Consider the following 16394-nt stretch of genomic DNA (forward strand, 5'->3'; position numbering starts at 1 on the left):
TTTTTCTGCTAAAAGACTCTTTCTGCCTCTCCCAGCTGCGTCATAGACACTAGTGATACCATGCAACCAGTATTTCCTTCTTATGGTATAGACGCTTCTAGGGTTATAGCCAAAGTTCTCTGCTACGGTCGCTATAGGATGACCTTGACTCAGTTGATGCAGCATGAGTAGTCTGATTCGCGCTCTGGCACTGCCTTCTGTTTTAGATAATTGCAGAAAATCGTGGTCTGTGAGTTTATGATTTCTAGGGGTCTTTTTCGGCATATGATTCTATTATGTTGTTGAGTTGGTTATATTGTATATTATTTTGTGGAATTGGTATAAGAGCAAAGCACCAAGGTGAAAAATAGACCCTAGTGGCTTGATACGAGGAGGTCATTGATTAAGTGGACGCTATTTTATATGCTAATCTAATCGATGATTTTCTCTATCAATAAGAATAAGGATACCTTTATGACTACTACTATCTTTCATAACCCAAGATGTAGCACGTCACGTAATGCTTTAGCGCTTATAAAAGCGTCAGGGGAGACTCCAGAGGTGGTGGAGTATCTAAAAACACCACCAAGCCGTGAGTATTTGGTTGAGCTGTTAAATAAGATGCAAATGTCGCCACGTGAGCTTATGCGTAGCAAAGAAGCGGTGTTTACTGAGCTCGGATTAGACAATCCCGAGGTCAGTGATGATAAGCTCATTGACGCCATGATTGATAATCCAATTTTAATTAACCGTCCGATTGTCGTGACGGAAAAAGGGGCTGTACTGTGTCGTCCTTTAGAGCGTATATTTGAAGTATTAGCCAATCCTGTGGCTGAGTTTACCAAAGAGAATGGTGACGTCATTGTTAATCCTAATGCTTAGTGAGCTATGCTGAAGAAACCGTACAACTAAACTTGGTAAACTAAGCACAATTATAGGAGTTTACCATGACCAAGAAATTAAGAACTTACAGTAACGAATTTAAAGCTGAAGCCGTCAAGAAGATAGCGGATAACAACGGCAATATTTCAGCGACCGCAAAGCAACTTGGCATCGCCATGCAAACGCTATCCAACTGGCAGAACAAAGCTAATCAAGGCAAGCTTGTAGGAACAAAGCAGTATGACCCTGAACTTATGAGTGCGCTTGAAGAGGTAAAACGCCTAAAGCGACAGCTTAAAGTTGCCGAAGAGGAGCGCGAGATCTTAAAAAAGGCGACGGCGTACTTCGCGAAAAACAGTTAGTAAAGTACGCCTTTATCAAAGACAACCAGCAAATCTTTAGCATCAGTAGGATGTGCCGCGTACTTAGCGTTAAACCATCGAGCTACTACGATTGGCTGAGTCGTGATATCAGCTGTCAGCAGGTACACCGTAATCAGTGCGAGCTACTAGTTAAAGCCGCTCATAGTGAAACTCATGAGCGCTATGGTGTTGAGCGTCTGCATGCAACGCTCACCGAGCAAGGGTATGATATTAGTCTATACATGGTCAGAAGCATCAAAGAAGAACATGGCATCAAATGCCGTCGTCACAGGCGCTTCAAGGTCACCACTTACTCAAATCACAAAAAACTGGTCTATGACAACGTATTAAATCAGCATTTTGATATGCAAAGACCGAATCAAGCGTGGGTCAGCGACATTACCTATATCTGGACAAATGAGGGCTGGTTGTATTTAGCGGGAGTCAAAGACTTATACACCAAAGAGCTGGTCGGCTATGCTATCAATAAGCGAATGACCGCAGATCTAGTATGCAAAGCATTGAACATGGCCATCAGGAATAAACGTCCAAGCAAAGGGCTAATCGTTCACTCTGACAGAGGCAGTCAGTACTGTAGCCACGCGTACCATAAGATCATCAAGCAGCATCAATTTACAGGCTCAATGAGCGCTAAAGGTAATTGCTTCGACAATGCTCCAATAGAAAGCTTCTGGGGCACTTTAAAGAACGAGCTGGTATATCATCAGGATTATAAGACTAGGTTTGCAGCGATCAACGATATTATTAGATACATCGAGCTGTACTACAATCAGACTAGAATTCAAAAGGGTTTGGGCTATAAATCACCAAGACAGATGTGGTTTGATTATTATCGTCAGGCTGCGTAACTAAAATCTCCCAAGTTTATGTATACGGATTTGACGGCAGGGGTCATAAACCCACGATGTTTTTTTATCATATAAACTCATTTGTAATTTGTCAAAAATAAAATAAGATGAATTTTATTCATGTTTCAAATGAGCCCTAAAAAAGCCCCGATAGTAGCTATCGGGGCTTTTGACTATAACTTTTAAGAGTTTTTGAAAGACTCTAATAGCCTAAAAATAAGCTCATAGAAATTACAGCAACTCTTTACGCAGCTGGGCTGGAGACTTAGAGGATAATAAACCAGGGGCCACATCAAAGACGGTTTTTGCGCCAGTTTCACCTGCTAAATTCATCTTATAAACGGCGCGGGCATAGGCCACTAGAACGCTAGAGGTAAACTCTGGGTTGCTGCCTAGTTTTAATGAGAACTCGATGGTTTGATTGTTCTTCTCGTTTTCGGTACCACTAACACCACTGCGAATGACAAAGCCGCCATGAGGCATCTTTTGATGGTCACGGTCAAAGGTTTGTTGGTCAATGAAGTGTACTGTGGTGTCATAGTCGGCGAAGTAATCAGGCATGGTCACAATAGCATTGCGTACGGTCTCTTCATCAGCCCCATCTTCTAGTACCACATAACATTCGCGAGTGTGCTTCTCACGGGTGCTTAGGGTAGGCTGCTCACCGCTACGGACTCGTTCCATAGCAGATTCTGAAGGTAGGGTGTATTGCACGCCTGACTTAACCCCATCCACGCGGCGAACCGCATCTGAGTGCCCTTGGCTTAGGCCTTTACCCCAGAAGGTATAAGTCTCACCAACAGGTAAAATGGCTTCACCGTATAAGCGGTTAATCGAAAATAGACCAGGATCCCAGCCCACAGACAATAAAGCTACTTTGCCTGCTTGCTTAGCAGGAGTATCTAGCGACTCATAGTACTCAGGAATTTTGGCATGTGTATCGAAGCTATCAACGATGTTAAATAGCCCTGCAAGCTTTGGTCCTTGTTCAGGTAAGTCTGATTTAGAGCCACCACATAAAATCAGCACGTCTATCTCATCTTTATATTGTGCAATATCGTCCATTGAGTACACAGGCACGCTATTGTCAATCAAGGTGACTGAAGCGGGATCACGGCGACTGAATACGCCGACCAACTGCATGTCTGGGCTTTGATTAATAGCGGCTTGAGCACCGCGACCTAGGTTACCATAACCGGCGATGGCAACTTTGATTACTGGTTGTGTCATTATGATTGGCCTTTTAAGTAATACATTTTAAGTCGTAAAGTGTGCGGTAAATTGCACTAAAATACATTAGTAATTTTAACCTTTTTGATTATATCAGAGCTGTACTTGGTTGAGCTAGGAGGATAAAGGTACTAAGATACTGTAGCGATTTTAAAAGCTAAATCTTGTTTAATCATTCACCCTGTAGCTACAAAGGGATTTCTTTCACAATGGAGACAACGTATGGATACAATGCTAACAACCCCAATCACGGATAAGTGCGCGTGGAAAGGTAAGGATATCGCGGATAAAAACGATTGGATAGTAAGATTAGATCAGCATTTGATATCTGTTCTAGATAGCGCTCTTAAGAGCATTCAAGCAAAAAATTTACAAGCCCCAAACTTTGAAAAAAGTGACGTTCCCATTGATGATGCCACCTTTTTAACCTTAGTAGAAGAGGTGTCAGAGGAATTAGAGAATGGTTATGGCTTCGTTGTGATAAAAGGTCTGGATGTTTCTGTTTATAACGGACAAGATTTAACAGATATTTATTATATTTTGGGCCTGTATTTGGGGATTCCTGTTATTCAAAACAAAGATCGTCAGCTTTTAGGCTATGTAGAAAATGTTGGCGATGCCAATGATAAGCAGACGCGAGTGTATCAGACCAATGAAAACCTGCCGTTTCATGCAGATTTATCAGATGTGGTCGGGCTACTTTCTATTCGTAAAGCCATGGAAGGTGGCGAGAGTAGTTTGGTAAGCTTTTCTGCTGTGTATAACACCATTTTGGAGGAGTATCCTGAGTATCTGGCCTATTACTATCATCCAGCTTATTTAAATCACCTAGGTAAAGATGGTCCGGCGTTAACGCCAATGTTTAGCTACTGGGATGGCAAGCTGGCATGTCGCTATCTAAGGAAATACATTGAAACCGGACATGAAATCATGAATATTCCTATGTCTCGGGTGCAAATCGATGCGTTAGATATCTTTGATGAAATAAGCCATCGTCCAGAGTATAGATTGGACATGATGCTTGAACCAGGCGATATCCAGCTGTGTAATAACTATGTGGTGATGCACTCAAGACAATCGTTTGAAGATTATCCTGAAAAAGACAGAAGACGTAAGTTGGTTAGATTGTGGCTAAAAGTTCCTAATTCTAGAACGCTTGCGCCAGACTTCCCAGGGAAAAATGGCTATACGTTGTAATTAAATTAGGGCAGTGCATAACTCACTTTCCAAAAACCAGGATTTAGCTTCAACTCGGAAGAAGCGCTTATAAAGATGTATTAATGGAATGAAACAACCTGTGGATTCTCTTAGATTTAGAAAGTACCCCTCAACAACTGCGCTGCAATGCTTTGAAGCGGCAGCGCGGTTGCTTAGTTTTACTGGGGCTGCCCAAGAGCTGTATATGACTCAAAGTGCGGTGAGTAAGCAAGTCGCTCAGCTTGAGGATATGCTCAATATTTCCTTGTTTTATAGAACTTCTCAACGCATCTCTTTAACACCGGCAGGTAAGCGTTATTATCTAGAAGTGTTTAATATTTTAAGCGCTATTGAAAGCGCTACTGTCTCATTAATGTCACATGTGGATAATGGAGAGACGTTAAAGTTATCCGCACATCCTACCTTTTGTGCGCGCTGGCTGATTCCTGCTTTAGCCGGTTTTAATGACGAATATCCTTCGATTAACTTAGATATCAGAGAGCAAGAAGGGCCGTTTTTTAATGAGGACCATGATATAGATGTCGCTTTTTTATATGGCGATGGGGTCTGGACGGGCATGGAGTCGGTCAAGTTGTTAGAAGAATATTGCATCGCTGTTTGCAGTCCTGATTATTATGACAAGCACATCAAGGCAATAGATGCTGAGGATAATCACAAGCTGGCAGGTTGTACCTTGTTACACCTGAATTCACGACTGAGTGCTTGGTACGATTACTTTAAGCAGCAACAGCTTCATGTGGAAGGCACCTTTGTGGGACCAAGGTTTGATACCTTCCATTCCTGTATTTCAGCCGCCTTGTTAGGCTATGGCGTGGCACTGGTACCACGGATTTTGGTAACCCCAGAGATTAACAGCGGGGCATTGATACAAGCCGATGATTATTATGCCAAAACCAAAAGTGCTTATTACATCACCTATCCCCTGACTTTGGGCAACAGTCAAAAAGTTCGGGCAGTCATTAAGTGGGTATTTGAGTATATGGACCGAATTAATAGAAATTAAAACTAGTTCTATCAATGACTTAAATGCTGCCATAAAAAAAGGAATAGTTGCTCAACTTTTATTCGTTTGCCTGTTATTCGTGCTTTTGGTGAAATGAACGTATCAATCATGGAAGATATGAGACGTTTATGACCAACTTATACAATGTGACCGATGCCTTTAATATGGTGCATCCGCTCACCCTCATCAAAGGAAAAAACGCAGTCGTTTGGGACAAGGACGATAAGCGCTACATTGATTTTGTGGGCGGTATCGGTGTTTTAAACTTTGGCCATTGTCACCCCAAAATTGTTGATGCCATTCATCAGCAAGCCAGCAATCTTATTCATTATGCTTACAATGCCGCTGGTCATCAGCCGTATCAAACGCTGATGCCACGGCTTTGTGAGCTCATTCCTATAAATACTCCTCTATCAGGGATGCTCACCAACTGCGGTGCAGAAGCTACTGAGAATGCCCTAAAAATCACTCGTATCAAAACCGGCCGTGTTGGGGCTATTGCCTTTGACGGCGGCTTTCATGGGCGCACTTTGGCCGCGGTAAATCTGAATGGCAAAGTCGCTCCTTACAAAACGGGTCTAGGTCCTCTAGCCGGTAGCGTGTATCACATTCCTTTTCCAAGCCCAGATAACGGTATTAGCGATCAGCAAGCCATTGAGGCATTAGATCGTATCGGCACGGTCGAAACCGATATCAATAACATCGGAGCTATCATTATGGAGCCGGTGCAAGGCGAGGGCGGTTTTCAGATGATGTCCAAAAGCTTTGCGCAATACTTACGAGCTTTCTGCGATAAGCATGGCATTTTGCTGATTATGGATGAAATTCAATCGGGCTTTGGCCGCACTGGCACACCCTTTGCCTTTACTCATTTAGAGATTGAACCTGATCTAATTTTACTGGGTAAGAGTATTGCCGGCGGTCTACCTTTGGGTGCGGTTATTGGTAAAGATTCGGTTATGAATGGTCTGCCTAAAGGCAGTTTGGGTGGGACTTATTCGGGCAACCCTGTGGCCTGTGCAGCAGCCAATGCCACGTTAGATATTATGGAGGAAGGGTCAGTTTGGGAGTCTGCCAAAGCGTATGAGCAAACATTAGTCAGCAATTTTGAGAGTTGGAAAGCTGAAGGCGTATCTAACTGGCTACACAAGCTAACCGGCATTGGCGCAATGCGTGGTATTGAACTGCGTCACCCAAGACACGGCACCTCACCTGAGATTATGACCAAAATATTATCAGAAGCTCGTGATAAGGGCCTATTGCTGATGCCAAGTGGTAAATATCGCCACATCATCCGTTTATTGCCGCCATTGACCATTGAGCCTGAACTATTACAACAAGGGCTAGATATTTTAAAACAAGTGCTCAGCGCTCTACCTGATGAGTTGGCAGAAGTTTAATAAGGTGCCAATCAAACATAAAACCAAATAAGAAATTCAAATTACACACTAAGTTAAACCATTAAGGTGACCATTATGACAGTAGTAGACTTTATGAAAACCGATGAGATTCGACATCAATTTTCCCAAGCCATGTCGACGATGTACCAAAAGGAAGTGCCTTTATATACCGAGCTAATAGAGCTGGTAAATGAGGTTAATGAGTCGGTGATGCAGCAGCAACCTGAGATTAAGCAGCAGTTGATCAATACTGGCGAATTAGACAGATTGGGGGCAGAAAGACATGGCGCAATTCGCTTAGGTACGGCCGAAGAGCTTGAAACCATGCGCCGCTTGTTTGCAGTGATGGGCATGTTTCCAGTCGGCTACTATGATTTAACACCAGCAGGCGTGCCGGTCCATTCTACAGCGTTTCGTGCGGTGAGTACCGAAGCCTTAAATATCAGTCCATTTCGAGTATTTACTTCTCTTTTAAGACTAGAGTTGATTGAAGATGAATCGCTGCGTAGTAAAGCTAAGCAAGCATTAGAGAATAGAAATATCTTTACTGATAGGGCGATAGAGCTGATTGAAACGTTTGAAAAGCAGGGCGGTCTAACCCCAGAGCAGGGTGAGGAATTCGTGCGTGAGGCGCTAGAGACGTTCCGCTGGCATGAAACCTCGCCAATTAGTAAGTCACTATATAATCAGCTATTAAGCCAGCACGGTTTGATTGCCGATATTGTTGGCTTTAAAGGTCCGCATATTAACCATCTAACGCCCAGAACCTTAGATATTGATTCGGTTCAAAAAGGCATGAGTCAGCGTAATATTCCGCCCAAAGATATTATCGAGGGTCCGCCACGGCGTAATTGCCCGATTCTGCTACGTCAAACCAGTTTTAAAGCGTTAGAGGAAGCGGTTAATTTTACAGGAGAGGCAGGAGCAACTGTCGCTGGGACTCACACCGCCCGCTTTGGTGAGATTGAGCAGCGCGGTGTTGCGTTGACCCCAAAGGGTCGTGCTTTATATGACGAGCTACTAAATGCGGCGCGTGCCAAGCTTGGTGCGACACCAAACGCCAGTAATGCAGATCAATATTATCAGCTGCTGTCGCAAGAGTTTGAGGCCTTTCCAGATGATTATCAAAGCTTGCATGAGCAGGACTTGGCGTATTTTTATTATCAATTAAATGAAGACGCAGTCACGGATTCAGTATCAACGCAGCAGGCTAACGAGCTTGTTAATCAAGGCGTGTTACGTATAGAGCCGATTGTTTATGAAGACTTCTTACCGGTGAGTGCAGCGGGTATCTTCCAATCGAATCTAAAAGAAGATAAGCAAAGCAGTTACCAAGGCAATTCAAACCAAGCTGACTTTGAGAAAGCATTAGGTAGACCCGTTTATGATGAGCTTGAGCTGTATCGTAAACTTCAAGAGCAAAGTTTGGAGCGTTGTTTAGACACGCTACAACGTGTTAGCTAAGCGTTTTGTTCAGACTTATAAGTTATTAGTTAAGCTATTGATAGGGTCTGATTTAGTTATTCTTAAGTGTTTTGAATGCCATTCCAAAAGGGAATGGCAGCAAGAAAATTTTTATTTTGCAACCCAGCGGTGAGTTGGGTAGATTGATAGTGTGCAAAGGAATTCAATTATAATTAACGAAGGAGCAGTTATGATTAAGCAATACATGTCAGCTATGGGCGTTGAAGAGAGCCTATATCAAAATGGTAACTTTGAAGTAAAGACCCCAATTGATGGGTCAGTTATCGGTAAAGTTACCCTTCATCAAGTCTCTGATGTAGAGACTCAAGTTTTAAATGCCAAAAAAGCGTTCAAAGAATGGCGCACTGTGCCTGCACCAAAACGAGGCGAATTAATTCGTCTATTGGGTGAAGTGCTGCGTGAGCATAAAGAAGATTTGGGCGCATTGGTCTCTTATGAAGCCGGTAAAATCAAAGAAGAGGGCCTAGGTGAAGTTCAAGAGATGATTGATATCTGTGACTTCGCAGTGGGTCTGTCACGTCAGCTATATGGTCTAACCATCGCCTCAGAGCGTCCAGGTCACCACATGCGTGAGACTTGGCATCCGCTAGGGGTTATTGGTGTGATTTCGGCATTTAACTTCCCAGTTGCGGTTTGGTCATGGAATACAGCGCTGGCTATCGTCTGTGGTAACCCAGTCATCTGGAAGCCTTCAGAGAAAACACCGCTAACTGCGCTGGCTTGCCAAGCCTTATTTGAAAAAGCACTTGCCAAATTTGAGGGTGCGCCAGAGCATCTATCACAAGTACTTCTAGGTGAAGCAGAAGTAGGTAATGCATTGGTTGAGAACAAAGGCGTGGCCTTAGTTAGTGCAACTGGTAGTACCCGAATGGGTCAAATTGTGGGTCCAAAAGTGGCCAATCGTTTTGGTAAGTCTTTACTAGAGCTAGGCGGTAACAACGCTATGATCCTAACGCCAAGTGCTGACTTAGAGCTTGCTCTACGTGGTATTTTGTTCTCAGCTGTGGGTACTGCAGGTCAGCGCTGTACGACACTGCGTCGCCTGATTGTGCATGAGTCAGTAAAAGATGAAATCCTACCACGCGTCAAAGCCGCTTATGAAAATGTCAGCATCGGTCATCCGCTTGAAGGCAACCTAGTAGGTCCTCTAATTGACCAAGACAGCTTCGATAACATGCAAAAATCGCTTGATAATGCCAAGAAATCTGGCGGTAAAGTCACGGGCGGTGAGCGTGTGTTAGATAGCGAATATCCAGAAGCGTATTACGTGAAGCCTGCCATTGTTGAAATGGATGAGCAAAACGATGTGGTCCGCAACGAGACGTTCGCACCTATCTTATACGTGATGACTTACAAAGACTTTGATGAAGCGCTAGAGATGCAAAACGATGTGCCACAAGGCCTATCCTCTTGTATCTTCACCAATGATATCCGTGAAGCAGAGCAGTTCTTAAGCGATAGCGGTAGTGACTGTGGTATTGCCAACGTCAACATTGGTACCAGTGGTGCTGAAATTGGGGGTGCCTTCGGTGGTGAAAAAGAAACCGGCGGTGGTCGTGAGTCGGGTTCAGATGCTTGGAAAAACTACATGCGTCGTCAGACCAACACTATCAACTACTCAACTGAGCTGCCGTTAGCTCAAGGTATTAACTTCAACTAGGTTAGTTTTTAAGTTAGCTTAGTTCTCAAGCTAAGTCAGCTCTCATTTCTGATGCTCTTCTAAGCGGCTTATTTTCCAAAACCTTTTATAAAACGGTTTGGAAGTAGGTCTGCTTAGAAGACACCCCAAGTTCGTTCATTTGTTAGATAAATGTTTTGTGGGGCAATAAGGTTTATTGCTCTTTATTAAGTGACCGTCAATTATTAACTATTATTAAATATTAGTATTAATAAATATTTATATTTTATTGGTGGTTTAAGCCATGGATATGGCAAATATTACTATGGATAGGTAAATATTATGATGACAGAAAAACCTACAAATCCATCAAAAGATGGATATCCAGCTTCGTCGAGCTTTATTTTAGATATTGCTCCACTGGTTCTCACCTCTATTATTTTAATGGTTCAGTTTTTTGTTTTTAAAGACTTTACACCACACATTCCTTTAGCCTGCGGTATCTTGATCACAGCATTATTTGTGAAAATGCGTGGCCGTGGATGGGGCGGTATGGAAGAGAGGTTTTTAAAAGTAATTAAAATTGGTCTACCTGCCATGATTATCCTAATGGGCGTTGGTATGTTAATCGGTGCCTGGATTATCGCAGGGACAGTACCAACCATTCTTTATTACGGCTTTGGTATTTTTAGCCCGTCCTCATTCCTAGTTTCGGTGTGTGTCATTTGTGCCATTATTTCTGTGGCCACAGGTACTTCGTGGGGAACGGTTGGTACGGTTGGTCTGGCTATGATGGGTATTGGTCTAGGACTGGGTATTCCTGCTCACTTTGTTGGTGGCGCAATTGTTTCAGGTGCTTTCTTTGGGGACAAAATGTCGCCTTTATCGGATACCACCAACTTAACGCCTGCTGCTGCCGGTGTTGATTTATGGGAGCACATCAGAGGCCTATTGCCAACTACTGTCCCCGCTATGATTACGGCACTTGGTATCTATGCTTGGATTGGTATGGGATACAGCGCCGATTCTGCTGATTTGTCTTCTATTCAGGCTATCCAAGACAGCTTAGCAAGTAACTACAACTTGAGCATTATTACGCTATTGCCTGCGATTGTGGTTGTTGCTGCAGCGGTTATGAAAATGCCAGCCATTCCAACGGTTTTAAGTGGGGTAGTGGTTGCTGCAGTGATTGCTGTGATTATGCAAGGCGTTGGTATCCACGATGTGTTCAACGTTCTACAAAATGGTTTCAAAAGTGAAACTGGATTTGAAGTTGTTGACCAGTTATTAAGTAAAGGCGGGGTCATGTCGATGACTTGGGTTATCACCTTAACCATCTTTGCTTTGGCTTTCATTGGATCATTAGAACACTACGGTACGCTTAAAGCGATTATGGCCAAGCTAGATAAGGTTATTAAAACCCGTTTTGGTCTGGTTTTATCAAGCTACGGCAGTGTGTTAGGGGTCGGTACTATTATTGGCGACGTGTATACAACCTGTGTTCTGCCCGGTCGTTTGCTACAAGGCAAATATAAAGAAATGGGTTATAAGCGCACCACCTTAACGCGCTCTATTGAAGACTGCGGTACCTTACTATCGCCACTTATCCCATGGAATATGGGGGGTAGCTTTGTCGCAGCCACGCTGGGTATCGCGACGTTGACTTACGCACCTTTTGCTTTTGCTTGTTGGTTGTCTCCTTTATTTGGTCTGCTGTGGTTGGCTCTTGATAAGTTTATTCCTCGTGAAGCGCCAAGCACAGAAGCTGAAATCAATGAAGAGTCATCTGTGGTTATGAGCTAGAAGGTAGCATGGGTTGAGGAGTTATCGAGATGTTACAAGAACAATGTTTATGGAATATTATTGCACCAGAAGGCGACAGCTTTGAGTCACTACAGGGAGATGAGAGCACCCAGGTTTGTATTATAGGCGGTGGTTATACCGGTCTATCAGCAGCCATTCATCTTGCTGAAAAAGGGGTTAATGTTGTTGTCTTAGAATCCAATAATATTGGTAGTGGGGGCTCAGGACGTAGTGTTGGTTTCGTAAACGCCGGCACTTGGTCACGCCCAAGCGACTTGAATGACATCTTAGGTGAAGAGGTCGGTACCCGTTTGACCAAAGAGCTTGGACTGGCTCCAAGCTATGTATTTGAGATGATTGATAAATACAATATCGATGCGCAAGATACGCGAACGGGTAATATTCATATGGCACACAATGCCACTGGTGAAGAAGATGTTGATATTCGTTATCAGCAGCTTACCGAGCTTGGTGCCAATGTTGAGTTATTGACAGGGGATAAGTGCCATGAATACTGTGGCACCACTAAGATTAATAAGGCCCTTCTTGACCACCGTGCAGGAACGATCAACCCACTGGCTTATGTCAATGGATTGGCGAAAGCAGCCAAATCTCTAGGTGTCACCATATATGAGAACTCGATGGTAAACTCTGTTGAGAAATCAGAGGGTGGTTGGTACGTGAGAACTGATAATGGCAGTGTTCATGCTGAAAAAATCATTGTCGCAACCAACGCTTATACCCAAGGGGAATGGACCGAGATTGCCAAAACCTTCTATTTGGTCGAGTACTATCAGATTGCCTCTGAGCCTTTGTCAGGGCTTGCTGCTGATAAAATTCTACCTTACAGAACAGGGGCTTGGGATACCCGTACCGCCTTATCTAGTATGCGCCGCGACAAAGACAATAGATTGCTACTAGGGACCGTTGGTGGTAAAAAGATGAAACCAAGAGCTTTTTATCAGTCTTGGGCCAATGTGATCCAAAAGCACTATTACCCAGATTTGCCTAAGTTTGAATGGCAATATGAATGGGTAGGGCAGTTTGGATTTACTCAAGATCATGTATTTAGAGTGTTTGAGATTGATGACAGTATCTTAGCCGCCTGTGCTTACAATGGTAGGGGCATCACTACGGGAACGATGATGGGTAAGTGCTTTGCCGATTATATCTTGAGTGGTGACCGCAATACGATACCGCTTCCTTTTAAAGATATTGAAGAAGAAAAAATACCCTATCAAGGCATGCGCTCTAGTCTGACTGAAATGGGGATCTCTTTGTATCATCTAGGACAGTGTATGCGAATCATCCGTTAGTCGGCTGACATAATAGTAGGTTTTATCAGTAATTTTCCAAATATAGAAGCTATCTTAGATCCTTAAATTAATAGGATTTTTAGCTTCTATTTCTTTTTCTAAAACATAATAAATTTATAAAGCATAACGAGGGCAGTTTAAATTATGACTCAAGTAGCCATTGATACCGATATCCTCCAGACATCACTCACCAACCTAACCAGCACTCACGGCTTTGACGACAGTCAAATCAAAACAGACAGTGAAAGCCTAGAACATTGGGGTAAAGACTGGACCAAACATTTTGCCCCAGCGCCTTGTGCGGTTGTGTTTCCTAAATCTACCGAGCAAGTGCAATCAGTAATTAAGCTTGCTAATCAGCACAATATCGTCGTCACCCCAAGCGGTGGTCGTACTGGTTTATCAGCAGGCGCTGTGGCCAGTAACGGCGAGATTGTAATTAGCCTAGATAAAATGAATAAAATTGGTGAGTTTTATCCAGCTGACAGAATGGTTGAGATTGAAGCCGGTGTGATTACCGAGCAGTTACAGCAATTTGCTGAAGACAAAGGCTTATACTACCCTGTCGACTTTGCATCAGCGGGCTCAAGTCAAATTGGGGGTAACATTGGTACCAATGCGGGTGGTATTAAAGTCATTCGTTATGGCATGACCCGTAATTGGGTACTGGGTCTAACTGTTGTTACCGGTAAAGGTGATATCTTACAGCTGAACCGCGGTATGATTAAAAACGCTACCGGTTATGATTTACGTCATTTATTTATCGGAGCAGAAGGTACGTTAGGTATTGTCACTAAAGCTCAGATGAAACTTGAACGCGCACCACAAGACTTAACGGTGATGGTATTTGGTATGGATGAGTTTGAACACGTGATGAACGTGTTATCAGCTTTCCAGTCTCAATTAGACTTAACTGCGTTTGAGTTCTTTGATGATGTTGCTATTGATAAGCTTATGGCAACTGGTCATGTTCAAGAGCCATTTGAAGCCCGTACTAAATACTATGCTCTATTAGAATTTGAAGCACCCTATGAGCCTATCATGGATAAAGCCATGGCTATGTTTGAGCAGTGCATGGAGAATGGCTGGATTGTGGATGGGGTGATGAGTCAAAGCTTATCGCAAGCGGCTGAGCTTTGGAAACTGCGTGAGTATATCTCAGAGACCATTTCTGTCTTTACTCCGTACAAAAACGATGTGTCAGTGTTAATCAGCTACGTGCCAGAGTTTATCAAAGATATTGAGCAGGTAGTAAACGCCAATTACCCTGACTTTGAGATTTGCTGGTTTGGTCACATTGGTGATGGTAACTTGCACTTAAACATCTTAAAGCCTGAAAACTTAACTAAAGATGAATTCTTTGAGAAATGCCAAAGTGTGAACGATTTGGTGTTCCAAACGGTGCAAAAATACGGCGGTTCGGTATCAGCAGAGCACGGTGTGGGTATGACCAAAAAGCCTTATCTAAACTACAGCCGTAGTGAGACTGAGATTGAGTATCTGAAAGAATTGAAGAAGGTATTTGATCCTAAGGGGATTATGAACCGGGGTAAGATTTTTGATTAAATTGGTTTGAGGGTTTTTTTATTAGGAGAGCCGAGCTGTGTTTTATAGCTTGGCTTTTTTTGTTTTTAAGGGTTATCTGCTTTAAATGGCATTTTTACTTTATCTTTGATGGTTATGTTGCAGGCGTACAGTTTGGATTTTTTTATTTATTGGTATACCAATCAACTTAATAATTGCTGTTAGTCAACGATATCGGTTTTGAAATCTAGCGACAACAGCTGTCGTAAATTCCTTGCCATCTCTATTCGTAGATGAGGTAATTCTGCTATCTTAATAAGGTAATATTCACCTATTCACCAGCGAAGTTAGGAATAATGTTTATAAATACCATTTAAAGGAGATTCAATGGTAATCACCCCAAAAAATAATAACACGTAAAAGCAGAAACTAACTGCTAAAATACTAGCAGGAGATTTCGACATGAAAAAATCAAGATTTACCGACACACAGATTGTAAATGTCCTCAAACAGGCAAAATAAGGCGTACCTGTCAGTGACATACTACGTGAGCACAATATAAGTCAGAGCATATTTTTTATAAATGGCGATCCAAGTACGGCGGTATGGAGGCGTCTGACGTCAAACGACTAAAAGAGCTTGAAGAAGAAAACCGTAGGCTTAAACAGATGTTTGCTTATTTAAGCCTTAAAGCGTAAATGCCCGAAGATATCATAAAAAAGCTATAGCGCCTTCCCTCGAGCGCAAAGTATGGGCGCAAGAACTGCAGGCGCAGTATGGTGTCAGTATTTCGGTTAGTTGTCAGGTGGTCTGCATCAGTCGAACTGCTTATTACTATAAGCCTAAACTATCTGACGATAGTGAAATTATTGCTGTTCTAAACCAGCTTACTGACAAGCATAATCACTGGGGGTTTCCAAGGTGCTTGAAACGCATACGTAAGCTTGGCTACTCATGGAATCATAAGCGCACACGCCGTGTTTATACAGCGTTAAACTTGAGCCTGCGCCGTAAGTCTAAAAGACGACTGCCAACACGTAACCCTCAGCCGCTAAGTGTGTCAAGTGCATTAGAACATACATAGTCTATGGACTTTATGAGCTACAGACTGCACAACAATATTCGCTTTCGAACCTTTAATGTGATTAATGATTATAATCGTGAAGCGTTAGGCATTGATATCGGTAACAGTACTCCCTCACTCGAGTGAGTCGCTACCTTCATCAGCTAGCCGAGTGGCATGGCTATCCTAAGCAAGTTCTTGTGGATAATGGCAGTGAGTTTACATCTAGCGTATTCACTGATTGTGCATCGGCTCATGGTATCTATATTGAGCCGGGCTGTCTTTATGAGAATGTTTATATTGAGCGATTTAATCGCAGTTATCGCAATGAGGTTTGAGATTGCTACTTATTTAATAGTTTAAATGAGGTGAGTAAGTTTACTGAAGATTGGTTCAAGGTTTATAGTATCGAAAGACCCCATGATTCACTTAATGATATTACCTCCGCGGAATACAGACAAGTGGCTTAATTATTCTACGATAGTGTTGTGTTAACAATGGGGTGTTTATATAGCCTGTCTTCTTCTGCGTAATTTTTTAAGGCTTACTTCAGTTATGCACGACAATATTTGACGTATTGAATTGTTAGTATCTGTCAATTATAGTAATAAGCAGTTCGACTGATGCAGACCACCTGACAAC

At 42.8% G+C, this 16394-nt stretch carries 13 protein-coding genes and 2 pseudogenes; 13 read left to right on the forward strand and 2 right to left on the reverse strand.

Annotated elements, in window-relative coordinates; all coding sequences use genetic code 11:
* A partial coding sequence (locus A1019T_RS04260) for a helix-turn-helix domain-containing protein (RefSeq protein WP_143514050.1) occupies positions 1–264 on the reverse strand: 264 nt, incomplete at its 3' end.
* A gap of 189 nt (positions 265–453) precedes the next feature.
* Here A1019T_RS04260 and arsC point away from each other — a divergent pair.
* Positions 454–861: an arsenate reductase (glutaredoxin) gene (gene arsC, locus A1019T_RS04265; protein WP_077450568.1), complete on the forward strand. Its 408-nt coding sequence runs from the start codon at positions 454–456 to the stop codon at positions 859–861.
* Between the two features lie 65 nt (positions 862–926).
* A protein-coding gene (locus A1019T_RS04270) for an IS3 family transposase (protein ID WP_095532560.1) occupies positions 927–2092 on the forward strand; the annotation gives its coding sequence in 2 pieces (ribosomal slippage) (positions 927–1182 and positions 1182–2092; 1167 coding nt in all).
* A gap of 231 nt (positions 2093–2323) precedes the next feature.
* Here the strand turns inward: A1019T_RS04270 and A1019T_RS04275 are convergent.
* Positions 2324–3322: a diaminopimelate dehydrogenase gene (locus tag A1019T_RS04275; protein ID WP_077450570.1), complete on the reverse strand. Its 999-nt coding sequence runs from the start codon at positions 3320–3322 to the stop codon at positions 2324–2326.
* A 222-nt stretch (positions 3323–3544) separates the two neighbouring features.
* On the opposite strand from A1019T_RS04275, the gene A1019T_RS04280 reads away from it, so the two are divergent.
* The 11 genes and pseudogenes from A1019T_RS04280 to A1019T_RS13985 all read left to right on the forward strand — a co-directional run.
* On the forward strand, positions 3545–4519 hold the full coding sequence (locus tag A1019T_RS04280; RefSeq protein ID WP_077450571.1) for a TauD/TfdA family dioxygenase: 975 nt from the start codon (positions 3545–3547) through the stop codon (positions 4517–4519).
* Positions 4520–4607: 88 nt separating this feature from the next.
* On the forward strand, positions 4608–5543 hold the full coding sequence (locus A1019T_RS04285; protein WP_077450572.1) for a LysR substrate-binding domain-containing protein: 936 nt from the start codon (positions 4608–4610) through the stop codon (positions 5541–5543).
* A gap of 128 nt (positions 5544–5671) precedes the next feature.
* Positions 5672–6943: a 2-aminoadipate transaminase gene (locus A1019T_RS04290; protein ID WP_077450573.1), complete on the forward strand. Its 1272-nt coding sequence runs from the start codon at positions 5672–5674 to the stop codon at positions 6941–6943.
* A 75-nt stretch (positions 6944–7018) separates the two neighbouring features.
* A complete protein-coding gene (gene hglS, locus A1019T_RS04295; RefSeq protein ID WP_077450574.1) occupies positions 7019–8407 on the forward strand; it encodes a 2-oxoadipate dioxygenase/decarboxylase HglS in 1389 nt (462 codons plus the stop codon).
* 190 nt (positions 8408–8597) lie between these two features.
* Positions 8598–10088, forward strand: a complete 1491-nt coding sequence (amaB, locus tag A1019T_RS04300; protein WP_077450575.1) for an L-piperidine-6-carboxylate dehydrogenase — start codon at positions 8598–8600, stop codon at positions 10086–10088.
* A gap of 300 nt (positions 10089–10388) precedes the next feature.
* Positions 10389–11849: a Na+/H+ antiporter NhaC gene (gene nhaC, locus A1019T_RS04305; protein ID WP_077450576.1), complete on the forward strand. Its 1461-nt coding sequence runs from the start codon at positions 10389–10391 to the stop codon at positions 11847–11849.
* 29 nt (positions 11850–11878) lie between these two features.
* Positions 11879–13165: an L-pipecolate oxidase gene (amaA, locus tag A1019T_RS04310; protein ID WP_077447819.1), complete on the forward strand. Its 1287-nt coding sequence runs from the start codon at positions 11879–11881 to the stop codon at positions 13163–13165.
* A 144-nt stretch (positions 13166–13309) separates the two neighbouring features.
* Positions 13310–14731 carry an FAD-binding oxidoreductase gene (locus A1019T_RS04315; protein ID WP_077450577.1) on the forward strand — a complete coding sequence of 474 codons (1422 nt, stop codon included), beginning with the start codon at positions 13310–13312 and terminating at the stop codon, positions 14729–14731.
* A gap of 420 nt (positions 14732–15151) precedes the next feature.
* Positions 15152–15381, forward strand: a pseudogene (locus A1019T_RS13980) (transposase); the annotation flags it as partial.
* 514 nt (positions 15382–15895) lie between these two features.
* Positions 15896–16090: a DDE-type integrase/transposase/recombinase gene (locus A1019T_RS04325; RefSeq protein ID WP_083720033.1), complete on the forward strand. Its 195-nt coding sequence runs from the start codon at positions 15896–15898 to the stop codon at positions 16088–16090.
* A 21-nt stretch (positions 16091–16111) separates the two neighbouring features.
* A pseudogene (locus A1019T_RS13985) lies at positions 16112–16222 on the forward strand (integrase core domain-containing protein); the annotation flags it as partial.
* Positions 16223–16394 lie beyond the last annotated feature (172 nt).

Origin of the sequence: Psychrobacter piechaudii (genome assembly GCF_900162825.1) — a bacterium.
Classification (GTDB): domain Bacteria; phylum Pseudomonadota; class Gammaproteobacteria; order Pseudomonadales; family Moraxellaceae; genus Psychrobacter; species Psychrobacter piechaudii.

Excerpts from the sequence above, each read along its gene's own strand:
- arsC (WP_077450568.1), top strand. The coding sequence starts at position 454 with ATGACTACTACTATCTTTCATAACCCAAGATGTAGCACGTCACGTAAT.
- A1019T_RS04275 (WP_077450570.1), bottom strand. The coding sequence starts at position 3,322 with ATGACACAACCAGTAATCAAAGTTGCCATCGCCGGTTATGGTAACCTA.
- A1019T_RS04280 (WP_077450571.1), top strand. The coding sequence starts at position 3,545 with ATGGATACAATGCTAACAACCCCAATCACGGATAAGTGCGCGTGGAAA.
- A1019T_RS04285 (WP_077450572.1), top strand. The coding sequence starts at position 4,608 with ATGAAACAACCTGTGGATTCTCTTAGATTTAGAAAGTACCCCTCAACA.
- A1019T_RS04290 (WP_077450573.1), top strand. The coding sequence starts at position 5,672 with ATGACCAACTTATACAATGTGACCGATGCCTTTAATATGGTGCATCCG.
- hglS (WP_077450574.1), top strand. The coding sequence starts at position 7,019 with ATGACAGTAGTAGACTTTATGAAAACCGATGAGATTCGACATCAATTT.
- amaB (WP_077450575.1), top strand. The coding sequence starts at position 8,598 with ATGATTAAGCAATACATGTCAGCTATGGGCGTTGAAGAGAGCCTATAT.
- nhaC (WP_077450576.1), top strand. The coding sequence starts at position 10,389 with ATGATGACAGAAAAACCTACAAATCCATCAAAAGATGGATATCCAGCT.
- amaA (WP_077447819.1), top strand. The coding sequence starts at position 11,879 with ATGTTACAAGAACAATGTTTATGGAATATTATTGCACCAGAAGGCGAC.
- A1019T_RS04315 (WP_077450577.1), top strand. The coding sequence starts at position 13,310 with ATGACTCAAGTAGCCATTGATACCGATATCCTCCAGACATCACTCACC.